The organism is Nevskia ramosa DSM 11499, assembly GCF_000420645.1.
GTDB lineage: Bacteria > Pseudomonadota > Gammaproteobacteria > Nevskiales > Nevskiaceae > Nevskia > Nevskia ramosa.
The window spans coordinates 259589-285787 of record NZ_ATVI01000005.1; the positions used below are offsets into that span (position 1 = coordinate 259589).

Below are 26199 nucleotides of genomic sequence, written 5' to 3' on the forward strand. Positions count from 1 at the left end.
CTGTTTCTGATACCGGGCGGCGCAATGCCGCCCGGTAGGCTGATCTGCTGTTTGCAGGCCTTGCGTTCCAGGTCTGCCGTTGCACCGGCCACGCCGGTATCCTTCGCGCGATGAGCGAACCGCTTCCTTCCCCGTTTGACTCCCGGGCCTTCCTGTCGCAGCTGACCAGCTCGCCCGGCGTGTATCGCATGTACGACGTCGGCAACGAGCTGCTGTACGTCGGCAAGGCGCGCAATCTGAAGAAGCGCGTATCGAGCTATTTCCTGCGCGCCAGCGGCAATCCGCGCATCGAATCGATGGTCGATCAGATCTCGCGTATCGAGGTGTCGCTGACCCACACCGAGGACGAGGCGCTGCTGCTCGAAGCAACGCTGATCAAGGAGCAGAACCCGCGTTACAACGTCAGTCTGCGCGACGACAAGAGCTACCCGTACGTGAAGATCACGAATGGGCATGACTACCCCCGCATCGGCTTCCATCGCGGCGGCAAGGACAGCGAGGCGCGCTACTTCGGCCCGTTCCCGAGCGCGACCGCGGTGCGCGAAACGCTGTACACGCTGCAGAAGCTGTTCCGCTTGAGGCCCTGCAACGACAGCTTCTTCGCCAACCGCCGCCGTCCCTGTCTGCAGCATCAGATCCGCCGCTGCTCGGCACCCTGCGTGAAGATGATCGCGCCGGAGGATTACGCGCTTGATGTCGCGCGCGCGGTGCGTCTGCTCGAAGGCCGTGGCGACGAGCTGGCCAAGGAGATCGGCACCGAGATGGAAGCTGCCGCCGAAGCGCTGGAGTTCGAGCGCGCCGCCAAGCTGCGCGATCAGATCGCAGCACTCGCCCGCGTCCGCGAGAACCGTGCGATCACCGGCGGCGCCGACGAGATCGACGTCATCGCCGTGGCCCAGCATCCGTCGGCGAGCTGCATCGTCGTCACTTCGGTGCGTGACGGCCTGAACCTCGGCCACGGCAGCTTCTTCCCGAAGCATCCGCATGGCATCGAGATTCCTGAATTGCTCGGCAGCTTCCTCGGCCAGTACTACCTGAACCGGCCGGTACCACCCGAAGTGCTGATCAGCCATCAGCCGGACGACCTCGACTGGATCGAAACCACGCTGGCCCATGCGGCCGGCCGCAAGGTCAAGATCACCGAGCCGCAGCGCGGGCCGAAGCAGCGGCTGATGGAGATGGCGATCAACACCGCCAATCAGGCGCTGTCGACGCGGCTGGTCGAGGCCGCAAGCATGGACAAGCGCCTGCTCGAACTGCAGCAGGCGCTGGATCTGGATGCGCCGCCGCGGCGGCTCGAATGCTTCGACATCAGCCACTCGATGGGCGAGCTGCCGGTGGCGTCCTGCGTGGTGTTCAACGAAGAAGGGCCGCTGAAGATCGCCTACCGCAAGTTCAACATCGAAGGCATCACGCCGGGCGATGACTACGCGGCGATCAAGCAGGCGGTATCGCGGCGCTTCGCCCGCGTGAAGGCCGGCGAAGTGCAGGTGCCGGACGTGCTGTTCATCGATGGCGGGGCGGGGCAATTGGCCTCGGCCGTCGAAGCGCTGGCCGAGCTGAACTTCGATGGCGTGCGCATCGTCGCCATCGCCAAGGGGCCGACGCGCCGGCCAGGCCTCGAACAGCTGATCCTGCCGGAACGCGATCAGCCGATCGTGCTGCCGCCGGATTCGCCAGCGCTGCACCTGATCCAGCGCATCCGCGACGAGGCGCATCGCTTCGCGATCACCGGCCACCGCGCGCGCCGCGACAAGGCGCGCATCACCTCGGGTCTGGAAGCGATCGAAGGTCTGGGGCCGACCCGGCGCCGCGCGTTGCTGAATTCTCTCGGCGGACTTGGCCAGATCAAGCGCGCCGGCATCGACGAACTGGCGAAGGTCGAGGGTATCAACCGCCGGCTTGCCGAGCGCATCTATGCGCACTTTCATTGACGAGCAAAGACTGATGGTCAGTATCGCGTGGTCAGGCAAGCAGCTTGCAGATGGAATGCAGCCATTTGCGTCTGCTTTTGCTGGAAACTAGTCACAGACCACGGGACACTGCTTCACCCATGCGGATCAATTTGCCAACTGCCCTGACACTCGGCCGTGTCGCCATCATCCCGGTCGTGCTCGGCCTGTTCTATGTCGACTGGCAGCACGCCCGCCAAGCCTCGGCCGTGCTGTTCGTCATCGCCGCGTTCACCGACTGGCTGGACGGCTGGCTGGCCCGCCGCTGGAACCAGACCTCGAACTTCGGCGCCTTCCTCGATCCGGTCGCCGACAAGCTGCTGGTCGCAGTCGCGTTGGTGATGCTGCTGCGCGATCACTCGACCGGCCTGATGGGCGTGCTGGTCGCCGTCATCATCGGCCGCGAGATCACCATCTCCGCACTGCGCGAATGGCTGGCCGAGATGGGTGAGCGCAAGCGCGTCGCCGTCGGCATGCTCGGCAAGATCAAGACCGCGTTCCAGATGACCGCGATCAGCCTGATGCTGTGGAAGCTGCCGGTGGGGCCGATCCCGGTCTACGAGCTCGGCTACGGCCTGCTGTTCGGCGCTGCGGCGCTCACCTTGTGGTCGATGGCGGTCTACATGAAGGCTGCCTGGCCGCTGATGAGAGACGGCCTCCAGCGGCCGGCCTGAGCGCCTCGGCGGGCTGCCGAAAAATAGTCGTCGTTTGGCTTGACAGCCCGTCGGCAATCACTAGAATACGCGCCTCGGAACACGGTGCGGGAATAGCTCAGCTGGTAGAGCGCAACCTTGCCAAGGTTGAGGTCGCGAGTTCGAATCTCGTTTCCCGCTCCATCGGTTTCGACAGACAGAACCTCGTTTAACGACGAGGTTTTTTCGCTTCAGGGCTCGAAACAGGCCCTGCGCTGCAAGCGGTTCGCGCAATGCGACCGACGCTGGCTCGATGGCAGAGTGGTGATGCAGGGGACTGCAAATCCCCGTACGTCGGTTCAATTCCGGCTCGAGCCTCCACCTCTGAAACCCTTGGTTGGCAAGGCTTTCAGCAGTCCACGGAATCGATGGGCGGGTCCTTCGGCCGTGTGTTTCCTTCAATGATTGCCCCAACGCCGCGCCGGCCTTGTCGTCTCGCGGAAGTGCCAGCGTGGGCGACGCCCCGAGCGAGCGGCGCTGCCACGCGCAGTTGAACGCCGCTAGATCAGCGACTGGAAGAAGTCGATCAGCAGTCGATTGGTCTCTTCCGGCCGCTCCTGCTGGATCCAGTGACCGCAGCCCGCGAGCATGTGGGTGCCGTGATAGTTCGGCATGCGTTCGTGGGCGCGAGCGATGGCCTCGTAGCCCCACATCGAGCCGACATCGAACTCGCCGCCGATGAACAGGGCCGGTGGCGTCAGCGGCTTTCCGGACTGCTCGGCGAGATCCTGCCAGCCGGCGTCGAGGTTGTGATAGAAGCTCAGCGGCCCGCCGAAGCCGGAGCGCTCGAACTCGGCGGCGAAGAAATCGAGATCGGCGTCGCTCATCCACACCGGCATCGTTTCGGGATAGACGAAGGCGTCTTTCATGCGGGCGCCGGTCGGCATGCACAGCGGCCCGTTGCGCAGCGTTTCCACGGGGTCCATCGGCGCCAAGCCGGCGGCAACGGCGGCGGCAACCTGTGGCGCAATGGCATCGCCCGACACGGTCCAGATCAGGCCCTTGAGCCAGCCGCGCACGTCCTCCTCGATCTCCGTGATGATCCCGTCCTGCTCGGCGAAGTAGTCCTGGTAGAACTGCTTGCCGGGCCCCGCGAGCTCAAGGTGGTAATCGTTTGGCCGGTGCTCGCCGAACGGGCTGCCGGGCAGGCCGATCAGCGCACGATCGGCAAACGGCACGCTGATGCCGACCACACCGCGACACTTGTCCGGATGCAGCCAGGCGAAGGTCCAGGCCACCGGCGCGCCCCAGTCATGGCCGATCACGAATGCCGACGAGACGCCGTAGCTGTCGATGACGCCGGCGATATCGTCGACCAGCTTGCCGATCCGGTAGGCCTCCTGCACGCGAAACTTCGAGGATTGTCCGTAGCCGCGCTGATCGATAGCCACGGCCTTGAAGCCGGCCGCCGCCAGCGCGGTCAGTTGATGTCGCCACGAGTACCAGGACTCGGGAAAGCCGTGGATCAGCACCACCAGCGGACCCTGGCCTTCCTCGACCGCGTGAATCCGCGCGCCATTGACCTTGAGCATCCTGTGCAGTCGTGTCATTTGTTTCTCCTTGTCGATTCATGAAGGGCGGCAGGCTCAGCGCGGCGCGGTCTGAACGTGTGGCAGCTCGCTGGCCGGCGCGGCAACCGTCGTGCCGAAATTTCGCTCGATGAGGCTCTTCCGTCCTCTCAGCCGGATCAGCAGCCATTTGCCGATGACTCTCGCGATCATCGGCGGCGTCATCAGGATCAGCGGCGGCTTGACCAGATGGATGACGGCGAGAAATTTCCGGTACGAGGCGAGATCGTCATGGACCAGTTCGACGAGACGGTCCATGTACCAGTTCAGCGCGCGGAAATAGAACGGCCGCTTCTTGTCGACGTCCTTCACCCAGGGGAAGCGCAGCGTCTGTTCGCGGATCACGAACCAGGCACCATCGGCGATCTTGCTGATCGCGCGGTAGTAGCGCTTCGGCAACTCCGCGCTTTGCGGCGCGTGCTTCGCGAGCAGTTCACGCAGCCGTGCCACTTCCTGCAGGGTGATGGTCATGCCGAGGCCGGCGACCGGATCGGTGCTGGTATAGGCGTCTCCGATCGCGACCAGTGCATTGGGTAGCTTGCGCAGCTTCTCGTAGCGATAGCGCTGCATGCGCGGGCTGCGGAAGTTGTAGACCGGCGACGCCGGCTCCAGTCCGTCGATCAGTTCCGCGACCACCGGCGACTGCATGCGCTTGGCGAAAGCCTGGAACTCCACCGCATTGCGCGGCGGCGAATAGCAGTTGTATTCGATCAGCGACGTCGACAGGATCGTCCGGCTGCTGTCGGTGTAGTACTGGGCCGCATAGGTCTGTTCGTTGGGCCGGTAGGCGTAGCAGATCACCATCACCTTGTCGGTCCAGCGCCGCTCCGGCGGCACGTGGTGGCGCATCGTCGAATAGAAGCAGTTGAGGATGTCCTGCTCCAGTTCCGGCGCTCCGGTGCCCATCCGTTCGAGGAACTCCGGCAGCCGCGTGTTCTTGCCTGAAGCGTCGACGACGAACTCCGCCGGGATCACCTGCAGGCCATCCTGGTGATCGACGGCGACGCCGATCACCGTGTTGGTCGTCGGGTCGTAGATCAGGTCCTGCATCTCGGCGTTGTAGCGAAAATCGACTTTCGGCTCGCTATCGAGCCGGCGCCGCACGCACCATTCCAGCAGCGGCCTGCTCGCGCAGACGATCTCGATGCCGCTCTTGCAAGCCTTCTTCCAGCTGCCGGCCAGTCGTAGCTGGTACTGCTCGGCCATGTCGACCTTGAACGCGCCTTCGCGAACCATGTCGTCGATGATGCCGGGGAAGATGCGTTCGAGTTCCTGCTGGCCGGCGGTCAGCAGGTGATGCAGATGCCAGCCCTGGGCGGCGCCCGGCCGGCCTTCGCGGCGATCGTGCTGGCCGTCTTTCTCCAGCACCACGACTTTGTTGAACTGATCGCTGAGCACTTTCGCGGCCGAGATGCCGGCGATGCTGCCGCCGATCACCACGGCCGTGCCGCGTCCCGCACGGGCTATCGCGGCGAGGTCCAGAGACTTCACGTCGACTTGCCGCGCAGCGCGGGAACGCAGGCCGGCGCCGCTGGCGACGAACTTCTCGTAATAGAGCCCGGCGCGCTGAATGCCCGCGCGCGTCAGCCAGTCTCGCGTGGCTTCGACCATCGCCGCCGGCCCGCAGAGGTAGATGTCGACGTCACCGTCATTGAGCGCAGCCGCATCGAGCAGATCGGTGACCACGCCGACCGGTCCGGTCCAGCGTGCATCGGGGCGCGCGACGATGGTCCGGATGCCGAGCTTCGGCTGACGTCGTGCAAGCTCGCGCAGCTCATCGAGCTTGCACAGCTCATCGAAGTGGGTGACGCCGTAGAGCAGGGTCACCGGCTGCGCAAGCGTCATTGCGCCCAGGCTCTCGGCCATCGCCAGGATCGCCGACAGCCCGGTGCCGCCAGCCATCAGCACCACCGGCCGCACCACCGGCCGCAGAAAGAAACCCCCCTTGCTGCAGCGCAGGGAAATGGCGTCGCCAGGTTTTGCGACGTCACGCAGATAGTCCGACATCGCGCCGCTCGGCAGCAGTCGAACAATGAACTCCAGTTGATTGCCAGCGTTCGCCGGATGCGCATACGAATAGCTGCGCCATTGCTCGCTGCCCGGCACCTTCAGCTGCGCGAACTGGCCCGGTTTGTAGCGGATCATGTCGCCGATGCCTGAAGCATCGATGCGCAGCAGCGCCGTGGTCGGCGATAGCCGTTCGACGTGGGTGACACGTCCTTCGCCGCTCAGCAGCTGCGCTGCGTTGTCGCCGAGCGGGTACTGCAGTTCCAGCACGCAGTCTGAAGTCACCGTGGTCTGGCAGGTCAGCAGCTTGCCGGCTTCGCGCTCGACATCGCTCAAGCCTTCGACTCTGCCCATCTCGAAGCTGCCGGACGTGCAGGCACCGATGCAGGTCCCGCAGACGCCGCTCTGGCATTCGCTGACGATCGGCAGGCCGGCTGCTTCGGCGGCTTCGAGAATGGTCTGATCCTGCGCAACGCGCATGCGCTTCTCGACGCCGCCGAGATAACGGATGGTGACTTCATGATTCATGGCGACACTCCCGAACAACACGATTCGTCGACGCAGCTTCAGCCGCGCAGGCCAGGCTCGCCATCACCCGAACCGGGGATCGCTGCGGCGCGCTCAAGGTGCAGTCTCCGGAGCGCCGTCGCGGAGCGCGGCACTCGCCGCCAGCTCGGCGCGAATCATTCCGCGCAGCACGTCCTTGCGTATCTTCCCGGCGGCAGTGCGCGGCAGCTCGTCGAGCACGCGCACGTGCTCCGGGCATTTCTGTCGCGCGAGGCCGGCGCTCAGAACGTGCGTGGCCAGTTCTTCAGCGGAAAGCTGCGCACCATCGCGAGTACGCAGATAGGCAGCGATGCTCTCGCCCAGTCGCGCGCTCGGCGCCGACACCACCGCGGCCTCGGCGATCAGCGGATGCTGGTGCAGCACGTCCTCGATCTCCTTCGCGGAGATGTTCTCGCCGCCGCGGATGATCAGATCCTTCTTGCGACCGGTGATGGTCAGCGTGTCGTCCACGGCACGGAAGCCAATGTCGCCGGTGCGGAAGTAGCCGTCGCCAGTGAACGCTTCGAGTGTTGCCGCCGGATTGGAATAACCGAGGAAAAGCCCTTCGCCGCGGACCAGGATTTCGCCTTCGGTGCCCGGTACGACTTCATGGTCCTGAGAGTCGACGATACGAACGTCGTAGCAGTTCAGACGCCCATCGGTACGCGCGCCGATGGCTTCGGAATCTCCCGGCTTGCGCCCGAAGGTGATGAACGGCGATTCAGTCGAACCATAGCCTCGGCAGGCATAGCCGGCGAAGCGTTTGCCGGCGCGAACGATCAGCTCGGAAGGCACGGCTGCGCCACCGCAGACGAACACTTTCAGCGGCAGGATTCCGCGGCCCGTCGTGCGGCTGGGGGCGTCCATCGCTTCGAGCAACTCCTGCAGGAACGGCGTGGCACCGACCGCCGCAGCGATGTGGTGCTGCTCGATCAGATCAATCGCTTCCTCGGCGTTCCAGCGTTCCATCAGCACTGTGGTCAGGCCCAGCGTGAACGGCAGTTCCAGGCCGACCGTGTAGCCGGTCGCGTGGGTCACCGGCGAAGGCATCAGCAGTGCATCGCCACGCCGCAAACCCCATTGCCGGACGGCCGAGATCACAGCCACCGGCAGGCTGCAATGGCTGTGCAGCACGCCTTTCGCGGGGCCGGTGGTGCCCGAGGTGTACATGATCAGCTTCACGGCATCGGGCGAAACTTGCGGCAACTCGACGCGCTGCTTCGCGCCGGCCGCGATCAGCTCGTCGTACCGATAGCGGCCGTCGCTGCGAACGCTGATGACCAAGGCCAGCGACGGCAGCTTTGCGGCAAGCCGCTGGGCCATCGCGCCGTAGTCGATGCCTCGCCATACGCCAGGCACGAAGAACGCGCGACTGCGGCAGTCGGCGAGGATCGCGGTCAGCTCGGCATCGCGATAGATCGGCACGATCGGATTGCAGACATAGCCTCCGAGACAGGCCGCGAGATTGATCACCGCAGTCTCGGACCAGTTGGGCAACTGGAAGCTCAGTACATCGCCCGAACGCAGACCGAGCTTCCACAGCGAAGCGGCAAGGCTTTGCGCTTCGTCGAAGATCGCCGCGAAGCTCAGCGTGCGCAGGCCGTCGATGAAGGCGATGGCGTCAGGTGTTTCGCGGGCCGCTGTGTGTGCAAGCTCAGCCAGCGTGGTCGCGGCCGCGCGAAGGCCCGCAGCGATGGGTACCCGCTGATGACCAAGACGCTCCCAGTCGAGATTGTCCACGGCGGCTACTTGCCGGTGAAGACCGGCTTGCGCCGCTCGCGGAACGCGTTCAGCCCTTCCTGATGATCCGCGGTCAGGTTCGACAGGTTCTCGTAAGCCAGGCCCATGTCGAACAGGGAATGGGCGATGGTCTTGAGCGGAATATTGGTGACAACTTTCGTCCAGCGGATCGCCTTGGTCGCGCCTTCCGCGAGTTCCTGGGCCAGGCCGTAGACCGCTTCGTCGAGCTGTTCCGGCGGCACCACCTTGTTGATCAGGCCGATGCGTTCCGCTTCTACCGCCTTGGCCATTTTGCCGGTCAGCAGATATTCCTTGGCGCGCGCATAGCCGACCAGCTGCGGCCAGATGATCGCGCCACCATCGCCGGCAACGAAGCCGACCGAGACGTGGGGATCGCCGATCGAGGCATTGCTGCTGGCGATGATCATGTCGCAGAACAGCGCGATCGAAGCGCCGAGTCCGGCGGCTGCGCCGTTGAGGCGGCAGATGATCGGTTTCTCCAGATCGAGCTGGCCGAACAGGATGCGCTTGGCTTCGCCAGCAGTGTTGAGGAACACCGCCGGATCGTCGATCGCCCCTTGCAGCCAGACCAGATCACCGCCGGCACAGAAGGCCTTGCCTTCGCCGGTCAGCACCAGCACGTCGGAGTCGGAATCGTCAGCCAGGTCATAGAACAGCCGCGACAGTTCCTCGTGCAGTTCGCCGTTGACGGCGTTCATCGCTTCCGGCCGGTTGATGCTTGCGGTCAGGATGCGGCCCTGGCGGCTGAACTTGATCGTGGTGTAGGTCTTGTCTTCGATGCGCATGTCTTTCTCGTCGTCGTGCGGGGGTAATGGAGTCGGGTGGGGCCGTTAATGAAATTCACTGAGGGCTTCCAGCGCCCAGTCGGCCGTGCCGTGAAGGCTGTCGAGCATCAGCGCGCGCTTGTAGTAGCGGCCGATGCGCAGCGCCTGGGTCACGCCCATGCCGCCGTGCAGCTGGACCGCCTCACGGGTGGTGTGGCGCAGCGCGCGTGACACCTGCACGCGCAGCACCAGCAACTGCCGATCGAGATCGGGTGCCTGGTCGTCGAAAGCCTCGGCCACCGATGCGACCAGGGCCTCGCATTCGTGCTGGCGCATGTGCATCTCCACCAGCCGGTGCTGCAGCGCCTGAAAGCCGAGCAGGGCCTGGCCGAACTGCTTGCGCTCGCGCAGGTATTCGGTGCTGTCGCGATTGGCGCCACGCATGATCCCGAGCGATTCAGCGGCGGCGAGAATTGCGCCGCGTGCGTTTGCTCGCTGAATCGCGGGGGAGCCGCTGCAAAGCCTTTCCGCTGGCGTGTGGCTGAAGCTCAGATCGGCGGCGACGAGATCGTCGAGGGTCCGGTAGCGCTGTGCGCCCAAGCCCTGCGCACGAGCTTCGACGAGAAACAGCGCGGGAGCCTGCGTCTCCAGATCGATGGCCGAGACGAGGAACGCAGCACAGGCGGCATCGCCGATGACCATCGTCTTTCGGCCATCGAGCGTGTAGCCGGCCGCGGTCTTCGTCGCCGTCGTCACGATGGCATCGGACCAGCCATCGCCCGGTTCGCGGTGCGCGTAGGCCAGCGGCCATTCGCCGGAGATCAGGCCTGCCTGCAGTTCGCGTCGGCGCTCGCTGTCGTCCATCGCTGCAATCGCCGCAACAGGCTCGGCGAGCACGTTGCCGATCGGTTCGCGCCACAAAGCCTCGCCGGCAGAGGCGTATAGCGGCAGCAGGTCGGCAAGCGGTGCGGCTGCCCGGCCGTCGTCCGGACGCAGCAACTCGAACCAGCCCATCGTCTGCATCTCTGACCACTGCGCTGGCGCATAGCCTTGTGGCGACAGTCCGTATTCGGACCACTGGCTTGCGTCGTAGTGGTCGCGGTTGTAACGGTCCAGCATCTCCGCGAACAGTGCTTGCGATTCGGCGTCCATCAGACGCGCAGCTCCGTCTTGGCGATGATGCCGCGCTGAATCTCATTGCTGCCGCCGTAGATGCTCGCGGCGCGGCTATGCAGATGCTCGTGCAGCAGGCCGGGCAGGCGAAGATCGCCGTGCCGATAGCCGCTGATGTCAGCGCTGATGCCCTCGGTCTGGAACGCGAGGCCGCTGCGGGCGAGCAGATCGGTGATCGCATCGTGGATCGCCTGCTGCAGTTCCGAGCCGCGAATCTTCAGCAGCGACGCGTCGATGGCATGTTCTCGTCCGGCCTCGGCTTCGATCACTGCTGCGTAGGCCGTCGCGCGCAGCGTGCGGTACTGCACTTCCAGATCAGCGGCGCGGCGGCGGAACGCGGCTGTATCGCTCAAGCTTTGCGTGCCTGCGCTCATCGTCGCCGCGAGTGAATGCAGCTCGCCCAGCAGATGAAAGGCCTTGCCGATCTCGGTGACCAGCAGGCGCTCCCGGCTGACGATGAACTTGGCGATCGCCCAGCCTTCGCCTTCCTGGCCGACGAGGTTGGCGAGCGGTACTTCGACGTCGTCGAAGAACACCTCGTTGACGTGCTGACCACCGTCGAAGGTTTCGATCGGGCGCACCGTCACGCCGGGGCTTCTCAGATCGATCAGCAGGAAGGAGATGCCTTGCTGTGGCCGGCCGCCGGCTTGCGTGCGGACCAGGCAGAAAATCCAGTCCGCCCATTGCGCCATCGTCGTCCAGGTCTTCTGACCGGTGACGCGATAGTGCGTCTCGCCGCGATCCGCGCGCAGCTTCAGCGACGCGAGATCGGAACCCGAGCCCGGTTCTGAGAAGCCCTGGCACCACCATTCCGTGGAGTCGCGGATCGGCCCCAGAAAGCGTGCGCGCTGGGCATCGTTGCCGAACGCGCAAAGTACCGGGCCGAGGAAGGAGGTGCCGAAATGAGTCAGCCACGGCGTGCCGGCGCGCTCCAGTTCTTCGATGAAGATGAAGCGCTGCAGCTGCCCCCAGCCCTGGCCACCGTGTGCCTTCGGCCAGTGCCCGACGAACCAGCCCTGAGCCTGCAGCAGACGCTGCCAGCGGATGCGCTGCTCGCGCGAGAAGTACTGATGCTTGCCGATCTGCTCGTGGATGTCGGCCGAAACCTGATCGCGGCAGAATCCGCGCACTTCGGCACGAAACTTCGCGGCATCGAAGCCCGCCATAACTGCGGCGCGTTGCACCGCGCCGCGCTCCGGTTCGAAGCCCGCCGCTTCCCTGTGCCGTCTGTCTGCCGAATCTCCGAACACCCCATGCCTCCCCTTGCGAGCCTGAGCCATTGTTCGGCTCGGCGACGAGGCGGGGAATCACGCAATCCAGTGCTGGCTGCGTCCCATTCGGGGGAGGGCTTAGTGCGTTGGGTCTCTAGGCAGTCGTGCGCAGATGACGCCAGACGCCGAGCAGACCCAGCCCGAGCATGATGTGCACGCCGATCACCGGCGGCCAGCCGAACAGATAGATGATGTCGTTGGCGAGACCGCCCTTGAACGGCGCGCCGCCGAAAGACAGGCCTCGGGTGCCGAACAAGGCATTGAAGATCGCCGGCACCGTGAACAGCCAGGCGGTCACCACGGCCGACCAGAAGAACCAGGTGAACTGTCGCGCACGCAGGCGCAGGAAGCGTCCGCCGGCGCCGAAGGCCATCAGGATCAGGCCGTGCGTGATGCCTTCCATGTGGGCCATGCGCCAGGCGCGGCCGTCATCGGGCACCGAGATGGTGATGTCGATCGGCAAGGGCCAGAGCACGATCTTGCCGAGCAGCGTGAAGAACCAGACCCAGCCGATCAGGATCGCCAGCACCAGCAGGCCCACCCCGTTCAGGAACAGCAGGGTGCGCATGCGCTCGCTCATGCTGGCTGCGTCGTCGATCACTGATTTGGCGTTCATGCCTGGGCCGGTCTTTGGAGGGAGCGTGCCGATGAATCTAGCCCAAGCTTCGTCCCCCGTATGTGCGGACCAACCCGCTGCCCCCACTCGGATCATCCGGGAATTCTTTCCCAGATGAACACGGACGATGCCTCCTTGCCATCCGCGCGCTTGCTCGGCGGCGTCGCCAGCGACAGATGGCCCCGCGCATCGAAGCTGTAGTAGCGCTTGGCCGCTTCACCGATGCGGGCTTGATTCAGATTGCCGTCCTGGTGATGGACCATGCAGCCTTCTGCCGGCAGCAACTCCCAGCGACCGAAGTAGCTGCTGAAACCATCGGCAGTACCTGCGGGCAGTTGCTCGCGACCGGTGCGGACAATCTGCACCGACAGGCGGCCATTGGCTGCATAGACGAGCTGGCCATCGGCGGCGGCGCGCTCAGCCGGTGTTTCCACGCCGGTCCTGGGATCACGATCGGCGATCGCGACCAGCTTCCAGGTACCGATGAACGTCGAGGCGAAGCTGTCCTTCAGCGGCGGCGTGGTCGGTGGCGGCACGCGATGATGCGTGGCCTGTTCGAAGCCATAGCCGATCTCGAACAGGGTGGCTTCGCTCCAAGGCCGGCCGAAGAACTGCATGCCCATCGGCAGGCCGGGATCGACGAAGCCCATCGGCACCACGAGCGCCGGAAAGCCGGTAATCGACGAGTACATGTTCTGATCGCGGCCTAGCGGCGTGTAGGTGTCGCCGTTCTTCTTCGGCGGGAAATTGAACTGCGGATAGATGATGGCGTCCAGCTTCGCCCCATCGAAGGCTTTCAGGAACAGCTGGCGTATCTCTTCACTGCGCTGCTGCTTCGCAGGCGTGGTCGGGTCCTTGTCGGCTGGATATTCGTAGTTGGCCTGGTTGGTGAACGCCGTCTCGAAGCGCGGCGCCAGGTACTTCTTCGAGGCGACGATGTCCTTGAACGATTTGTAGGGCGCGGTCGGATGCTTTGCCAGATAGCCATCGAAGTCATCGCGCAGACGGGTGAAGCCTTTCCAGTCCTTGGTCAGTTCCGGCAGCTCCGGGATCGCGAAGGGATCGATGATTTCCGCGCCGGCCTTTCTGAGATCGGCGATGGCCTGATCCATGAGCGCAACGACTCTTGGATCGGAGTTGTCGGCCGGCACGATCTGCCGCAGCACACCGAGCCGCTTGCCTTTAAGCGATCCCGGCTTGAGCCCGGCGGTATAGCTCTTGGGAACATGGCCCTTGCTTTTCTGGCTGATCGGATCCCGCGCATCGGGGCCGGCGATCGCCTCCAGCAAGGCAGCCGTATCGCGCACCGTGCGTGCCATCGGCCCGACCGTATCCCAGAAGACATTGAGCGGCATCACGCCATCGAGGCTCACCAGGCCATGCGAAACCCGCAAGCCGACCACGCTGTTGATCGACGCCGGTGCCCGCACCGAAATTCCGGTGTCGGTACCCAGGCCGACCACCGCGAAATTGGCCGCCATCGCCACACCGGTGCCGCCGGATGATCCACCCGAGGCATAGGCGGTGTTGTAGGGGTTGCGGACGTAGCCAGGCGAGCGCGAATTGATGCTGTCGAAGCCACCGTTGGCGAACTCCGCGAGCGAGGCCTTGGCGATCAGGATGCCGCCGGCCTTGCGAATGCGTTCGATCGAGGTGCCATCGCGTTGCGGCTGAAAGTCCGCCAGCGAAGCCGAGCCGCCCGAGGTCGGCAGATCGCCGGTGTCGATGTTGTCCTTGGCGACGAAGGGAATGCCGTGCAGCGGGCCGCTGAGCTTGCCGGTCGCCTTGAGCCTGGCATCGAGCGCATCGGCCTGCGCCAGCGCCTGCTGGTTGACGGTGATGATGGCGTTCAGCATCGGCCCCTGCTGATCGTAGGCCTCGATGCGCGCGAGGTAGGCCGCGGTCACCTCGTGCGCCGTGGTCTTGCCGCTGAGGTAGGCCGCGTGGATCTGTTCGATCGTCGCTTCTTCGACCGCGAACTCTGCCCATGCAGCAGCAGGCGTGATGGCTGCGGTAACGATCAGCCAGCAGACGGAGGTGATCGACAGCGGATGGCGTGGGCGCATGGGGGACGATCCGGCGAGTGGGGATGTCCAGTTAGACGAGAAATCGTCCCTGGGACCCTACGCCCGGTGCGTGATGTCGCAGACTGCGGATCGCTCCGGCGCTAATCTGCGAGTCCACCGAACATCGTTTCCTGAACTCGCCAGCCACGCATGAAAGTCCTGATCGTCTACGCCCACTCGCAACCCACTTCATTCAACGGTGCGCTGCTGCGCACGGCGGTCGAGACGCTGGAGGCGGAGGGTCACGAGGTGCAGGTCTCGGATCTCTATGCGATGGGTTTCAATCCGGTCGCATCGGAGGCCGACTTCAAGGCTCGTCGCTTCGAAGGCCATCTGCAGTACGACCGCGAGCAGAAGGCCGCGGTGGCAAGCGGCAGCTTCAGCGATGACATCGCTGTCGAGATCGCCAAGGTCCAGTGGTGTGACTTGCTGATCCTGCAGTTCCCGCTCTGGTGGTATTCGGTGCCGGCGATCATGAAGGGCTGGTTCGACCGGGTGTTCGCCAACGGCCTGATGTACGGCCAGTTCGGCCGTTTCAACAAGGGCGGCATGCGCGGCAAGCGGGCGATGGTGTCGACGACCACCGGCTGCTTCCCGGGCATGGTCGCCGAGGGCGGGGTGATGGGCCATCTCGATGCCATCCTCTGGCATCTGCAGTACGGCACCCTGGCCTATGTCGGTTTCGAGGTGCTGGAGCCGTTCGTGACCTGGTCGGTACGTTACGAGGACGATCAGGCTCGCGCCGACTACCTGGCAGCACTCGGCGAGCGTCTGAAGCATCTCGATCAGGTGCCGGTCCAGCCGCTGCACGCCGTCGAGGAGTTCGGCGAAGACTGGAAGCTCAAGGCCGGTATCGAGCCGAGAACCTACGCGCATCAGCCTTGCGAAGCTCGCAGGCGCTGAGTCGCAAGCAGCACCCAGAACAACGATAACGAGCGGCGAGGATAGGTCATCGGCGGCTATCATCTGGGTATCTAAGCGCATCGGCCGTCGTGCTCTATCGCGATGGTGCGGGCTACGATCAGACTCAGCCGGCCGCAGCGATCAGTGTGCTGGTCGGGCTTGGTTTCGTCTTCGCGGGGCGGCATCTTTTGCTGCTCAGTGCCGGCCGCATCAGAACTGTCGCCGTCGCCTGATCTTCACTCCACCACCACTCCCCAAACCATGTCCACGACTGCTACCGCACTGACCGTCGAGAACGGCATCGCGCGCCTGCGCTTCACCGATCCCGAGCACGGCAACCCGATCAACCGCCGGCTCTGTGACGAGATGTGCGACCGCGCCATCGAACTGTCCTGCCGCAACGATGTACGGGTGGTGCTGGTCACGGCCGAAGGCAAGAACTTCGGCTTCGGCGGTGACATCGCGCACTTCGTCAGCCAGGGCGACCAGCTGCCGGCCGAGATCAAGCGGATGACCGCGACGATTCATAGCGCCATCGCCCGCCTGCAGCGGATGGATGCGCCGATGGTGGTCGCCGTGCAGGGCGTCTGCGCCGGTGGATCGGCGGCCTTTGCCGCGGGTTGCGATGTCGTGGTCAGTGCAGACAATGCGCGCTGGGTCGCCGCTTACACCGGCATCGGCTACAGCACCGACGCCAGCGCCACGGTGATGTTCTCGCGCCGCATGGGCCTCGCCCGCGCCCGCAATTTCCTGCTGCGAAATCAGACGCTCGATGCGCAGGCCGCGCTTGCGGCGGGTCTGGTCGATGAAGTGGTGCCTGCCGAGCAGTTGCTGGCCAAGGCCGAGGCGATCGCACTGAAATTCGCGGCAGGGCCGACCAAGGCTTACGGCGAAGTGCGCCGCCTGCTGTTGTCGGTGCAGGACCAGCCGCTGGAAACGCAGCTGGAAATGGAAGCGCAGGCGCTGTCACGCGTTGCATCCACCGAGGACGCGCGCGAAGGTCTGGTCGCGTTCAACGAGAAGCGCAAGCCGCGCTTCACCGGCCGCTAGACATGTCGATACCGCTGCCACCCGGCCAGATCGAGCGCCCGCAGTTCCCGCGCTTCGGTCTCGGCAAGTTCGCGCGGCGGTTTCCCGCCGAACCGGACCGCATTCGCTTACAGGTCGGCGGCGATGTCGAGCGCAAGCTGAACGTCGAGGCGCTGCTGCAGGCCTTGCCGAGGATCGAGCAGCAGAGCGATTTCCACTGTGTCACCACCTGGTCGATCATCGGGGCGCGCTGGAGCGGCTGGCGCTTCGCCGATTTCTATCGGCAGATCGTCGTGGCCGAGGCTCGCCCCCTGGCACAAGCCGAGTTCGTGGTCCTACGGGGTGAGGATGGTTACTGCAGCTGCCTGCCGCTGGAAGATTTGCTGCGAGATGACGTGATGCTGGCCGACCGTCTCGATGGCCACAGTGTCGGACATGGGCTCGAGCACGGCGCGCCGCTGCGTTTGATTGCGCCGGCGCATTACGGCTACAAGAACGTCAAGCATCTGGTCGCGATCGAATTCTGGCGCGATCGCCGCGCCTACCGCTTTCCGCTTCCGTATCCCACGTTCATGGATCATCCGCGGGCGCGCGTCGCCTTCGAGGAGCGCGGACGGCTGTTTCCAGGGCAGATCCTGCGCTATCTGTATCGCCTGATTATTCCGCTCAACGTCTAAGTATTCGCCAAAGCGCTGGCAGCACATCGGCGCAAGCAGGCTCGCTGAATTCAGCCGATCAGCTGTTGCCGCAAGGCGATCGCCACTGCATGCGCCCGGTCCGCTGCGCCCAGCTTTTCGTAGATCTTCTTGAGATGGGACTTCACCGTCTCCTCGGTGATCGACAGCGTCTTGGCGATCATCTTGTTGCTCAGGCCGTCGGCCAGGGCTTCGAGGATGTGCATCTCGCGGACTGAAAGTGCGCCGCGATCGTCGGCGGTGCGGGCGTCCTGCACCAGGCGCTTGAGCAGCGGCATGGTGATCTCGGCTTGCAGGTAGGCGCCGCCGTGGGCCACCGAGCGCACGGCGCGCAGCAGGTCGTTGCCGGAGGCGCTCTTGAGCAGATAGCCACGCGCGCCGGCGTTCATCGTGCTCCAGACATAACCGGGGTTGTCGTACATCGTGAAGACGATGATCCGGGTTTCCGGATGCGCGGCCATGATTTCGGCGATCGCGCTCATGCCGCTCTGGCCGGGCATCTTGAGGTCGATGACGATGATCTCCGGATAGGGCAGCAGCGTCTCCATCATGGCGATGCCGCTCTGTGCGTCGCCCGCCTGTCCCACCACGGTGATGTCGGTTTCCTGATCGAGCATGCGGGCGATGGCCTGGCGCAGCACGTGGTGATCGTCGATCAGGAAGACATGGGTCTGGCCGTTCACGATTCGGTTCTCGGCAGACGCACTTCGATGCGAGTACCACGACGCCCGTTGCCAGCCTCGACACTCAAACGTCCGCCGGCAGCCTCGGCGCGTTCGCGCATCGTCATCAGGCCGTAGTGGCCGATCGGGACCTTGCCGGGATCGAAGCCCAAGCCATCATCGCTGATGCTCAGCAGCACTTCGTCGCCGCCCTGAGGTTCGAGCACTACTTCGACAGAGCTTGCATGAGCGTGTTTCTGGATGTTCAGCAGCGCTTCCTGCAGCAGCCGGAACAGCATCGCGTCCTGCCGCGAGCGCCAGTCGCGCAGTCTGGGATCGATGCGGCAGCTCAGGCGGTAGGCGGCAATCTCGGAGTGGCGGGCGAGATGTTCGCTGGCGGCTTCATAAAAGCCCAGCTCGTCGAGTACCGTCGGGCGCAGCTCGTTCATGATCGAGCGCACGTCGTGCGTGCAGGCGCGCACGGTGATTTCCAGTTCGCCAAGTTTTTCCCGCAGCGCTTCGCGGTTGTCGAGCCCGTCCTGGCATTGCTCGATGCCCTGCCTCAAGCCGAACAGGTGGCCGCTCATGCGGTCGTGCAGTTCGCCGGAGATGTTGCGCCGTTCTTCTTCCTGTACCTGTGCGAAGCGGCGCAGCACGGCCTGGTAGCGGTCGCCGGATTCACGCAGCGTGCGCGCGTGTTCGAGGATCAGGCTGGCGTGCTCGCGTGCCCACTCGGCGAGGATCGCGCCCATGAATCCCGCGAAGCCAAGCAGGAAGAACTTGGTGGTCAGCATCAAGTAGGTTTCGCGGCCGGCGTCGCCGCCGTACAGGCTGCTGTACTGCGGCTCGGTGAAGAAGATCAGCAAGGTGACGAAGCAGTTGAAGCAGGCGATGCCGAGCGATTCCCAGACGCCGAAGCGGATCGCCACCGACATCTGCGTGAAATAGAAGAACGGGTAGAGGATCGAGTCGATGCCGCCGGTGACCAGACAGATCATGCCCGCGAGCAACGGATCGCTGAACGTGGTGATCACGGCCGTGCGGCGGATGTTGCGAGTGCGCGCGGCTTCGAAATGCGCCCAGATGCCGTAGACGACGCCAGCCGTGTACACCGCCCAGACCGGTGTCAGCCCCAGCGCGTAGCCGTGGCCGCGCAGCACGATGAACCAGCCGACCAGGCCGATGTTGCGCAGCCAGCGGATGTCCTTCTCGGCGCGGCGCAGGCGATTTTCGTCCTGTCCGGCTTCGACCCAGAGCCGCTCGCGATCAAGCCGCAGCACTTCGGGTGATGCAGACCACAAGCTCGTCATGGGCAGCCACCGGCGTCGCGGAGAGAATTCAGCATACTCCGCGCTGGTTCCGCTTCGGCCTCGATCTCGACGATGTTCAGAGCTAGAGCTTCATGCCGCTTTGCCGCTCGAAATCGGCGAGATCGAAGTAGTCGCTGAAGCGGGTGATCTTGCCGTTGCGGATCTCGAACACGCCGGTCACCGGCAGCGCGATACGGATGCCGTTGCGCATCAGGAAGTGATCGATGCGTTCCGCGATCACCAGCCCAGGCTCGGCGGCGAGGGTGATGACGTCGAGGCTTGCCAGTTCGAACGCGTCGAGGAAGGCGACGAAGATCTGCCGGATGCCGGCGATGCCCTTGATCGGCGCCACCGGCACGTTGTGGTAGACCGCGTTGTCCGCGAAGCAGCCGCACAGGGTTTCGAGGTTGCGGCCGGTCCAGGCGCCGAGGAAATGGCGCACCAGCTTCTCGGAAGCTTCTTTGGTGTCGTTCATGTGCTCATCCTTGGAAATGCCTACTGCGCGATGTGGCCGCCGTCGACGGCCAGATGGGTGCCGGTGATGTAGCCCGAGCGGCTGGAGCCAAGGAACAGCGCGGCCTCGGCCACTTCTTCGCAGCTGGCGTTGCGGCCCATCGGGTTCATCGCCTTGAGTGCCTCGCGGATCGCGGCATCGCCGCCGAACAGTCGGTCCAGCATCGGCGTATCGACCATGTGCGGGCACAGGGCATTCACGCGGATGCCGTGCTTTGCCACATTCAGCGCGGTGGACTTCACGAGGCCGAGGATCGCGTGCTTGCTGGCGACATAGGCGGCAAGTCCCGAAGCGCCGACCAGCCCGGCGACCGAGGCGGTTGCGACGAGGACGCCGGACTTGCGCTCGATCATCTTCGGCAGCGCAGCCTTGAAAGTGCGCCAGGTGCCGACGAGGTTGATGTCGATGTGGCGCTGGAAGTCCGCCTCGGACTGCGCCCAGACGTCTGCTGGCTGGCCGAGGATGCCGGCGTTGGCGTAGACCACGTCCGGATGGCCGAAGCCCGCTGCGCTCTTCGCGAACAAGCTGTCCAGATCGTCCTGGCTGCGCACATCGCAGCAGGCGGAGATGACTTCAATACCCTTCAATTCGGCCGATGCCAGCGTTTCGTCCAGACCCGCTGCATCGACATCGCCGAGCACCAGTCGCGCGCCTTCGCGAGCGGCGGCAAAAGCGATGGCGCGGCCGATGCCAGCGGCTGCGCCCGTGATCAGCACGGTCTTGCCGGCGAAGTCGGCAGTCATGAACTCTGCCCGCTCGATTTGCGAATGAAGCCGTAATACTGGTTCGACGGCTTGCCGCCAGCGGCCAGGTACTCGGCCTTGGCCTGGGCCAGCAGATCGCCGCGCCATTGCTTGGCGGCCATGTCCTTGTGCAGATTGAACACGCCAGCAGCGTTGGTCGCGAAGATGTCCGACTTCACCTTGCCATCCGCCGGGCCCAGCGGCGCGAAGCCGTGCGCCTTCTGCATCGCCTGCGGAATCTCGATGCGCCGGAACGCTTCGATCTGCCATTGCGGCGAGCCATACCAGACCGAGTCCGTGCCCCAGACCACGTGATCCGCACCCATGCCCTTGATCAGCGTGCCGAGCACCGCTGCGGCCAGCTTCGGGTGGGTGACCGCGCAACTGCCGAAGGTGGTGCCGAGTTCGGCGTAGACATTGCTGACACCGAATTTCGCCGGCACTTCGGCGAGCTGGGTTACCCAGTCGATCTGGCCGGTCTTGTCGAACTCGGCAAGCACCGGGTCCGGGCTCGACAGGAAGTTGCGGAAGCCCGAGTGGTAGATGACGAACTTCAGGCCCGGCCAGTCCTTCGCAGCCTTGCCGACGTCGTCGACCATGGCGTTCTGCCAGTGGGTCATGGTCCGCTTGTAGTCGTCCGGCAGCAGGCCCTTGTGGACGCAGACGGTGCGAATGCCGGACTTCATCATCTTCTCGTAGGCCGGATACATCAGCTTCTCGTCATCCATGCGCCACGGGTACTGCGAGTTCTCGAACGGATCGCCGAGCGTGTAGCCCTTCCAGCCGTCCGGCTTATACAACTCGATGGCCTTGTCGATCTCTTCGAGCCAGCCTTTCTGGCCAGGTGCGATGACGCTGTGGCAGAGCATGCGGCGCGAGCCGGCGGCCTCGTTGACCAGACGACGTGCCTGCTCCAGCCCGGCATTGCCGACGATGACGTTGTCGCCCTGCTCGGACGGTGCGGCGCTGACCAAACCGATGGTGGTGTCGCTATCGAAGAACACCTCTTTCAGGAAGTGATCGAACTTGTAGCGTTCGATGCTGACGCCTTCCTTCGCCATCACCGGATTCCAGTTCTTGGCGTACTCGCCGAGCGACAGCACGATGTTCTTCTTGTAGTCGTCGCGGACGAAGTGCAGCTGCACGTCGATGATGGTCTGGTCGAGCAGTCGCTTGCGCAGCGCATTGGCCACGTCCGGATCGAGCGCGGCGGCGTTGGCATCGTTGAAGTAGCTGCCGAAGACGGTGTTCATCGCCGCGAACGCGGCGGTCATGCCGACGCTGCTGCGCAGAAAATCGCGACGACTGACGCCGAGCTTGCGGCTGTGAATGGTGGCCAGTTGCCCGAGTTCGTGCTCGACTCTTTTCTGCTGTTCGGTCTGCGCGATCGGCAGGAATTCGCCGTTGGAAATCATCTGCGTGGGCACCGGCCAGCCGGTCTTGCCATCGTCCAGCGAGCTTATTTCCTTGATCTGCCGTTCATCGAGCCACATGCGCGTCTCCCCCTCCGTTCGTTCGATCGGCATGGGCGAAACGGGAGGCGCGAACACCCCGCTACCGGCTCATGCACCTGGACGGGTCTGGATCGGTCGCTTGAACGACGGCGGCTGGAACGAAAGCCGGCGCCCGGCCGCATGGCCCGCCCTGACATGGATCATGTTGGGCGGGCGATGCGGCGGGTATCACGCGACTCAGGGGTTGTATCGGCTCATTCGGGGGGCGTCGTGACGGTGAGCCGTCAGGCGGTTTCAGGGGCTGTTACTGATCGCGCCGCTCGGCAACCTCCGCCGGGCTGACCTTGCCCTGCTTGTTGCCGAACTGCGCGACGACATAGTTCGCCAGTTCGGCGATTTCGGTATCCGAGTAGGTGGCGGCGAAGCCGGGCATGTAGATGTGCTGGTCGCCGACATGCATGTCGATCCCTTTCAGGATGATCTGAGTGACGTTGTGGGCTTCGGCATCGTTGACGCCGCGATTGCCCAGCAAGCCGGCGTGCTGGGTCTGCTGACCATTGCCGTTCCACTGATGGCAGCTGGCGCAGGCGCCGGCAAACAGTTTTTCGCCTGACGATGCGACATCGCCATCACGCTGGCCCGGCAACAGCGCACTCGATGCCAGCGCCCGCGCAGGCTGCGGATCGACCGTGATCGGGTCCTTGCCCTTCTGTGCCGGCACGCTGCGCAGATAGGTGACCAGCGCGGCGACGTCCGGCTTGGCGAGGTGCTGCAGGCTGTACTCGACCACTTCGCCCATCGGCCCCGCAGCCGAGGCATGTCCGTCGGCATGTCCACTGGCAAGGTAGCTGGCCAGCTCGCTGTCGCTCCAGGCGCCGATGCCGTGTTCCTTGTCCGAAGTGATGTTGTAGGCGCGCCAGCCCTGCAGCGATTCGCCGGCCAGTGCCTGCCCATGCTTCAGGCCGAAGCCGAGATTTCTCGGCGTGTGGCATTCGCCGCAATGGCCGAGTGCCGTGGCCAGGTAGGCGCCGCTGTTCCACTCGGGCGATTGCTTGTCATCGGCGACGAAGCGCTGGCTCTTGAAGAACACCGCGTTCCAGAAACCCATCGCCCAGCGCTGGTTGAACGGGAAGCCGAGTTCGTTCGGCTTGTCGGCCTGGGCGATCGGTGCAAGGCTGAACAGATAGGCCTTGATCGCCAGCACGTCGTCGCGGCTCAGCAGCGTGTAGGACGTGTAGGGGAAGGCCGGATAGATGCGCTGGCCATCGTTGCGGATGCCTTCACGCACGGCGCGCACGAACTGATCGTCGGTCCAGGCACCGATGCCGTGCTCGGGATCGGCGGTGATGTTGGTCGAGTAGATGGTGCCGAACGGCAGCTTGAAGGCAAGGCCACCGGCGTAGGGCTTGTCGCTGCCCGGCACGGTGTGACAGGCGATGCAATCGGCGGCCTTGGTCAGGTATTCGCCACGCGCCAGGATATCCGTCGAGGCCGCGACGCCGGCCAGCGCCGGTGCCTGGCCATCGGCGGAATCGCTGCGGTTGAGCAGCACATAGCCGCCAGCGCCGACCATCAGCAGGACCACGGCAACCACCAGCAGACGTTTCATGACGCGCTCCGGATCTGCGCCTGCTCGGCGGAGACGACTTTCTTCAGCGCCTTCGCGTCTTCGACCAGCCGCGCGCGATCGACCGGCAGCTCATGCAGCCGCACGCCGGTCGCCGCGAAGATCGCATTGGCCAGAGCCGGCGCCGCGATCGCGGTGCCGACTTCACCGAGGCCACCGGGCGGCTCTGCGCTTTCGACGCGATAGAGCTCGATTGGCGGCGTCTCGTGAATACGCAGCGTGCGGTAGTCGTGGAAGTTGCTTTGCTCGATCGCACCATCCTTGATTGTGATCTTGTTGAACAGCGCAGCACTCAGGCCGAACACCAGGCCGCCCTGCATCTGCGCTTCGATCGAACTGGTGTTGATGGCTATGCCGCAATCGAGCGCGAGCACCGCACGCAGCAGCTTGACCTCGCCCTGCGGCGTCACTTCGACTTCGATGATCGCGCAGACCCGGCTGCCGAAAGGCTCGCCGAGCGCGATGCCACGGCCGACTCTCGGCGGCAGCGGTTTGTCGCCCCAGCCGATCTTTTCGGCCGCGAGATTGAGCACCGCCAGCGAGCGCGGATTGTTCTTCAGCATCGCCCGTCGATAGTCGAGCGGGTTCTGCTTGGCGACCACGGCCAGCTCGTCGATGAAGCTTTCGAGCACGAACAGATTGTGGGTCGGCCCGACGCCGCGCCACCAGCCCACCACCAGGCCTTCCGGCATATCGTGGCGGACCCATTCGATCTTGGTGTTCGGAATGCCGTACGGCGTTTCCTCGAGGCATTCGACGGCATCGGCGTCAATGCCGTTCTTGCGCATGCCACCCGGCGCCCAGCGGCCGAGCACGGTGCCGCCGCTGGTCCGGTCGCCGAGCCACTGCGGCAGGCCGTCATCGCCGAGCACCGCGGAAATGCGGTCGTGATACATCGGCCGCACGCGGTCGTGGCGGATGTCTTCTTCGCGGCTCCAGACCACCTTGAGCGGGTAGGGCACCTGCTTGGCGAACATCACCGCCTGCTCGACGGAATCGGTCTCCAGGCGCCGTCCGAAACCACCACCGAGGTACTGGTTGTGCAGCTCGATCTTTTCCGGCGCAAGCCCGGTGATCTGAGCGGCTGCAGCGACTGCACGCGTTGGAACTTGCGTGCCGACCCAGATCTCGCACTTGTCAGCCGTGACATGCACCGTGGTGTTCAGCGGCTCCATCGTCGCGTGCGCCAGCATCGGCAGCTGGTAGGTGGCTTCAACGAGCTTGCCGGGCGGGCGGGTGCCGACTTCCTTGGCGATCAGCGATGCACCGTCGAGCGAGCTTTTCGCCAGCGCATCGCGGAGCTTCTGGGTGGTCAACTCGGCGTTGCTGCCGAGATCCCATTCGATCTTCAGCGCATCGAGGCCTTTCTTCGCGGCCCAGAAGTGCTCGCCGACCACCGCTACCGCATCGGCGATGCGCAGCACGGCGATCACGCCGGGGATTGCGAGTGCCGCTTTGTCGTCCACGGAGCGGAGCTTGCCGTTGAGCGTCGGGCAGGCCTTGACCGTGGCCACCTTCATGCCCGGCACGCGGACATCGAGTCCGAACTGCGTTGCACCGATGACCTTGTCGGCGGAATCGACACGGCGCAGCGGCTGGCCGATCAGCTTGAAATCCTTGGGGTCCTTGAGCTGCACCTTGTCCGGCATCGGCAGCTTGCCGGCGGCAACGGCCAGCGCCGCGAAGCTGAGCTGGCGAGCGCTTGCAAGGTGATAGACCACACCGCGCTCGACCGTGCAGGTCGCAGGCTCGACTTTCCACTGGCTGGCCGCCGCGCTGACCAGCATCGTCCGGGCCACGGCGCCGGCTTCGCGCAGCACCTGCCAGGTGCCGCGGGTGCTGGTCGAGCCGCCGGTGATCTGGCCGCCGAGCAGGGGCATCGAGTACAGCTCTTCGCTGGGCGGTGCGTGGGCGACCTTGATCTGGTCGATGCCGACGCCGAGTTCCTCGGCCAGCATCATGCTGGAGCCGGTATAGATCGCCTGACCCATTTCGACGCTCGGCATCACCAGCCGCACGCTGCCGTCGGCATCGATGCGGATGAAGGCGTTGGGGGCGAACGGCGGGTTGCCATCGGCCAGCGCGGCGGCCGCGTCGCCGGGCTGGCGCCGGGCATTGAGTGCGGCAGCGGCTTTGCCGACTCCGCCGACGAAGACGAAGGCGATCGCCAGACCGCCGGTCTTCAGCACTCGTCGCCGCGCAGGGTTCTTCAGCGCCTGAGCGCCCGTGGTTTCGGCAATGACGGCCTTCATGAGGCGTTCGCCGGTGCGGAGGTCAGCGTCGTCTGCGGCACTTCGTGCTTGCCGGTCGCCGCCTGCTTGATCGCCGCCCGGATGCGCGGATACGTGCCGCAGCGGCAGATGTTGCCGGACATCGCGGCGTCGATATCGGCGTCGCTGGGATTCGCGGTGTGCTTGAGCAGCGCGGTGGCCGACATGATCTGCCCGGACTGGCAGTAGCCGCATTGCACGACATCGATATCGAGCCAGGCTTTCTGGATCTTCTGGCCGCTGTCGGTCTTGCCGATCGCCTCGATGGTGGTGATGGCGCGGGTGCCGACGGCGCCGACCGGCAGCACGCAGGAGCGCATCGGCTGGCCATCGACATGAACCGTGCAGGCGCCGCATTGGGCGATACCGCAACCGAACTTGGTGCCGGTCAGCCCGATGACATCGCGCAGCACCCAGAGCAGCGGCATGTCGCTGGGGACATCGACCGCGCGCGATTCATCGTTGACGAGTAACGAAAGCATGGCTGACTCCTGACAGTGGCTGCGCTTACCGTAGCTTGAATCAGGCCAACACGGGGAGATTGAATTGCCGGGCTGTTTCGTCAGCCCAGCTCAG

Annotated in this window: 22 protein-coding genes and 2 tRNA genes; 8 read left to right on the forward strand and 16 right to left on the reverse strand. The window is 64.8% G+C overall.

All coding sequences use genetic code 11. The features are described from left to right. The first annotated feature begins 110 nt into the window (after positions 1–110). The 4 genes from uvrC to G513_RS0101910 all read left to right on the forward strand — a co-directional run bounded on the left by uvrC (position 111) and on the right by G513_RS0101910 (position 2965). Positions 111–1934 carry an excinuclease ABC subunit UvrC gene (gene uvrC / locus G513_RS0101895; RefSeq protein ID WP_022975138.1) on the forward strand — a complete coding sequence of 608 codons (1824 nt, stop codon included), beginning with the start codon at positions 111–113 and terminating at the stop codon, positions 1932–1934. A 119-nt stretch (positions 1935–2053) separates the two neighbouring features. Beyond that, positions 2054–2626 carry a CDP-diacylglycerol--glycerol-3-phosphate 3-phosphatidyltransferase gene (gene pgsA / locus G513_RS0101900; protein ID WP_022975139.1) on the forward strand — a complete coding sequence of 191 codons (573 nt, stop codon included), beginning with the start codon at positions 2054–2056 and terminating at the stop codon, positions 2624–2626. 86 nt (positions 2627–2712) lie between these two features. Then, positions 2713–2788 (forward strand) — tRNA-Gly (locus G513_RS0101905). A gap of 103 nt (positions 2789–2891) precedes the next feature. Continuing rightward, positions 2892–2965: transfer RNA gene (locus G513_RS0101910), tRNA-Cys, on the forward strand. Between the two features lie 179 nt (positions 2966–3144). Here the strand turns inward: G513_RS0101910 and G513_RS0101915 are convergent. The 8 genes from G513_RS0101915 to G513_RS20905 form a co-directional block, all read right to left on the reverse strand. Further along, positions 3145–4194: an alpha/beta fold hydrolase gene (locus G513_RS0101915; protein ID WP_022975140.1), complete on the reverse strand. Its 1050-nt coding sequence runs from the start codon at positions 4192–4194 to the stop codon at positions 3145–3147. 36 nt (positions 4195–4230) lie between these two features. Continuing rightward, positions 4231–6747: an FAD-binding oxidoreductase gene (locus tag G513_RS0101920; protein WP_022975141.1), complete on the reverse strand. Its 2517-nt coding sequence runs from the start codon at positions 6745–6747 to the stop codon at positions 4231–4233. 93 nt (positions 6748–6840) lie between these two features. Then, positions 6841–8505: an AMP-binding protein gene (locus tag G513_RS20900; RefSeq protein WP_022975142.1), complete on the reverse strand. Its 1665-nt coding sequence runs from the start codon at positions 8503–8505 to the stop codon at positions 6841–6843. A 5-nt stretch (positions 8506–8510) separates the two neighbouring features. After that, a complete protein-coding gene (locus tag G513_RS0101930; RefSeq protein WP_022975143.1) occupies positions 8511–9311 on the reverse strand; it encodes an enoyl-CoA hydratase/isomerase family protein in 801 nt (266 codons plus the stop codon). A gap of 45 nt (positions 9312–9356) precedes the next feature. After that, positions 9357–10442 (reverse strand): acyl-CoA dehydrogenase family protein, encoded by a 1086-nt coding sequence (locus G513_RS0101935; RefSeq protein ID WP_022975144.1) that lies wholly within the window; start codon positions 10440–10442, stop codon positions 9357–9359. Further along, on the reverse strand, positions 10442–11647 hold the full coding sequence (locus G513_RS0101940; protein ID WP_169560479.1) for an acyl-CoA dehydrogenase family protein: 1206 nt from the start codon (positions 11645–11647) through the stop codon (positions 10442–10444). Before G513_RS0101940 ends, G513_RS0101935 begins: the two co-directional genes overlap by 1 nt. Before the next feature lie 181 nt (positions 11648–11828). Beyond that, a complete protein-coding gene (locus G513_RS0101945) occupies positions 11829–12350 on the reverse strand; it encodes a styrene oxide isomerase (RefSeq protein WP_022975146.1) in 522 nt (173 codons plus the stop codon). 92 nt (positions 12351–12442) lie between these two features. Beyond that, the gene (locus tag G513_RS20905; protein ID WP_022975147.1) at positions 12443–14416 is read right to left on the reverse strand and encodes an amidase family protein; all 1974 of its coding nucleotides are present in this window, start codon (positions 14414–14416) and stop codon (positions 12443–12445) included. Between the two features lie 150 nt (positions 14417–14566). Between G513_RS20905 and G513_RS20910 the strand changes: the two genes are divergently transcribed. The 4 genes from G513_RS20910 to G513_RS0101970 all read left to right on the forward strand — a co-directional run bounded on the left by G513_RS20910 (position 14567) and on the right by G513_RS0101970 (position 17025). Next, positions 14567–15319, forward strand: coding sequence for an NAD(P)H-dependent oxidoreductase (locus G513_RS20910; protein ID WP_022975148.1), 753 nt, complete (start codon positions 14567–14569; stop codon positions 15317–15319). Between the two features lie 89 nt (positions 15320–15408). After that, a complete protein-coding gene (locus tag G513_RS25920; RefSeq protein ID WP_022975149.1) occupies positions 15409–15552 on the forward strand; it encodes a hypothetical protein in 144 nt (47 codons plus the stop codon). Between the two features lie 28 nt (positions 15553–15580). Next, positions 15581–16369 carry an enoyl-CoA hydratase/isomerase family protein gene (locus G513_RS0101965; protein WP_022975150.1) on the forward strand — a complete coding sequence of 263 codons (789 nt, stop codon included), beginning with the start codon at positions 15581–15583 and terminating at the stop codon, positions 16367–16369. 2 nt (positions 16370–16371) lie between these two features. After that, complete coding sequence (locus tag G513_RS0101970) at positions 16372–17025, forward strand: molybdopterin-dependent oxidoreductase (protein WP_022975151.1); 654 nt, start codon at positions 16372–16374, stop codon at positions 17023–17025. A gap of 50 nt (positions 17026–17075) precedes the next feature. On the opposite strand, the gene G513_RS0101975 is transcribed toward G513_RS0101970, so the two are convergent. From G513_RS0101975 to G513_RS0102010, 8 genes are all read right to left on the reverse strand, one after another. Beyond that, positions 17076–17726, reverse strand: a complete 651-nt coding sequence (locus G513_RS0101975) for a response regulator (RefSeq protein ID WP_022975152.1) — start codon at positions 17724–17726, stop codon at positions 17076–17078. Further along, the gene (locus tag G513_RS24610) at positions 17723–19015 is read right to left on the reverse strand and encodes a sensor histidine kinase (RefSeq protein WP_084711296.1); all 1293 of its coding nucleotides are present in this window, start codon (positions 19013–19015) and stop codon (positions 17723–17725) included. Before G513_RS24610 ends, G513_RS0101975 begins: the two co-directional genes overlap by 4 nt. Positions 19016–19097: 82 nt before the next feature. After that, a complete protein-coding gene (locus tag G513_RS0101985) occupies positions 19098–19490 on the reverse strand; it encodes a limonene-1,2-epoxide hydrolase family protein (protein ID WP_022975154.1) in 393 nt (130 codons plus the stop codon). A 20-nt stretch (positions 19491–19510) separates the two neighbouring features. Then, positions 19511–20272: an SDR family NAD(P)-dependent oxidoreductase gene (locus tag G513_RS0101990; protein WP_022975155.1), complete on the reverse strand. Its 762-nt coding sequence runs from the start codon at positions 20270–20272 to the stop codon at positions 19511–19513. Then, the gene (locus G513_RS0101995; RefSeq protein WP_022975156.1) at positions 20269–21765 is read right to left on the reverse strand and encodes an amidohydrolase family protein; all 1497 of its coding nucleotides are present in this window, start codon (positions 21763–21765) and stop codon (positions 20269–20271) included. The genes G513_RS0101990 and G513_RS0101995 overlap by 4 nt, the downstream gene beginning before the upstream one ends. Before the next feature lie 265 nt (positions 21766–22030). Beyond that, positions 22031–23335: a c-type cytochrome gene (locus tag G513_RS0102000; RefSeq protein WP_022975157.1), complete on the reverse strand. Its 1305-nt coding sequence runs from the start codon at positions 23333–23335 to the stop codon at positions 22031–22033. Next, positions 23332–25605 carry a xanthine dehydrogenase family protein molybdopterin-binding subunit gene (locus tag G513_RS0102005; RefSeq protein ID WP_022975158.1) on the reverse strand — a complete coding sequence of 758 codons (2274 nt, stop codon included), beginning with the start codon at positions 25603–25605 and terminating at the stop codon, positions 23332–23334. The genes G513_RS0102000 and G513_RS0102005 overlap by 4 nt, the downstream gene beginning before the upstream one ends. Next, positions 25602–26105, reverse strand: coding sequence for a (2Fe-2S)-binding protein (locus tag G513_RS0102010; protein WP_022975159.1), 504 nt, complete (start codon positions 26103–26105; stop codon positions 25602–25604). The genes G513_RS0102005 and G513_RS0102010 overlap by 4 nt, the downstream gene beginning before the upstream one ends. Positions 26106–26199 lie beyond the last annotated feature (94 nt).

Coding starts and splice junctions, on each gene's coding strand:
- G513_RS0101920 (WP_022975141.1), bottom strand. CDS start 6,747: ATGAATCATGAAGTCACCATCCGTTATCTCGGCGGCGTCGAGAAGCGC.
- G513_RS0101985 (WP_022975154.1), bottom strand. CDS start 19,490: ATGAACGACACCAAAGAAGCTTCCGAGAAGCTGGTGCGCCATTTCCTC.
- G513_RS24610 (WP_084711296.1), bottom strand. CDS start 19,015: ATGACGAGCTTGTGGTCTGCATCACCCGAAGTGCTGCGGCTTGATCGC.
- G513_RS0102005 (WP_022975158.1), bottom strand. CDS start 25,605: ATGAAGGCCGTCATTGCCGAAACCACGGGCGCTCAGGCGCTGAAGAAC.
- G513_RS0102000 (WP_022975157.1), bottom strand. CDS start 23,335: ATGAAACGTCTGCTGGTGGTTGCCGTGGTCCTGCTGATGGTCGGCGCT.
- G513_RS0101945 (WP_022975146.1), bottom strand. CDS start 12,350: ATGAACGCCAAATCAGTGATCGACGACGCAGCCAGCATGAGCGAGCGC.
- G513_RS0102010 (WP_022975159.1), bottom strand. CDS start 26,105: ATGCTTTCGTTACTCGTCAACGATGAATCGCGCGCGGTCGATGTCCCC.
- G513_RS20905 (WP_022975147.1), bottom strand. CDS start 14,416: ATGCGCCCACGCCATCCGCTGTCGATCACCTCCGTCTGCTGGCTGATC.
- G513_RS0101930 (WP_022975143.1), bottom strand. CDS start 9,311: ATGCGCATCGAAGACAAGACCTACACCACGATCAAGTTCAGCCGCCAG.
- G513_RS0101965 (WP_022975150.1), top strand. CDS start 15,581: ATGTCCACGACTGCTACCGCACTGACCGTCGAGAACGGCATCGCGCGC.
- uvrC (WP_022975138.1), top strand. CDS start 111: ATGAGCGAACCGCTTCCTTCCCCGTTTGACTCCCGGGCCTTCCTGTCG.
- G513_RS0101970 (WP_022975151.1), top strand. CDS start 16,372: ATGTCGATACCGCTGCCACCCGGCCAGATCGAGCGCCCGCAGTTCCCG.
- G513_RS0101990 (WP_022975155.1), bottom strand. CDS start 20,272: ATGACTGCCGACTTCGCCGGCAAGACCGTGCTGATCACGGGCGCAGCC.
- pgsA (WP_022975139.1), top strand. CDS start 2,054: ATGCGGATCAATTTGCCAACTGCCCTGACACTCGGCCGTGTCGCCATC.
- G513_RS0101935 (WP_022975144.1), bottom strand. CDS start 10,442: ATGGACGCCGAATCGCAAGCACTGTTCGCGGAGATGCTGGACCGTTAC.
- G513_RS0101995 (WP_022975156.1), bottom strand. CDS start 21,765: ATGTGGCTCGATGAACGGCAGATCAAGGAAATAAGCTCGCTGGACGAT.
- G513_RS0101915 (WP_022975140.1), bottom strand. CDS start 4,194: ATGACACGACTGCACAGGATGCTCAAGGTCAATGGCGCGCGGATTCAC.
- G513_RS20910 (WP_022975148.1), top strand. CDS start 14,567: ATGAAAGTCCTGATCGTCTACGCCCACTCGCAACCCACTTCATTCAAC.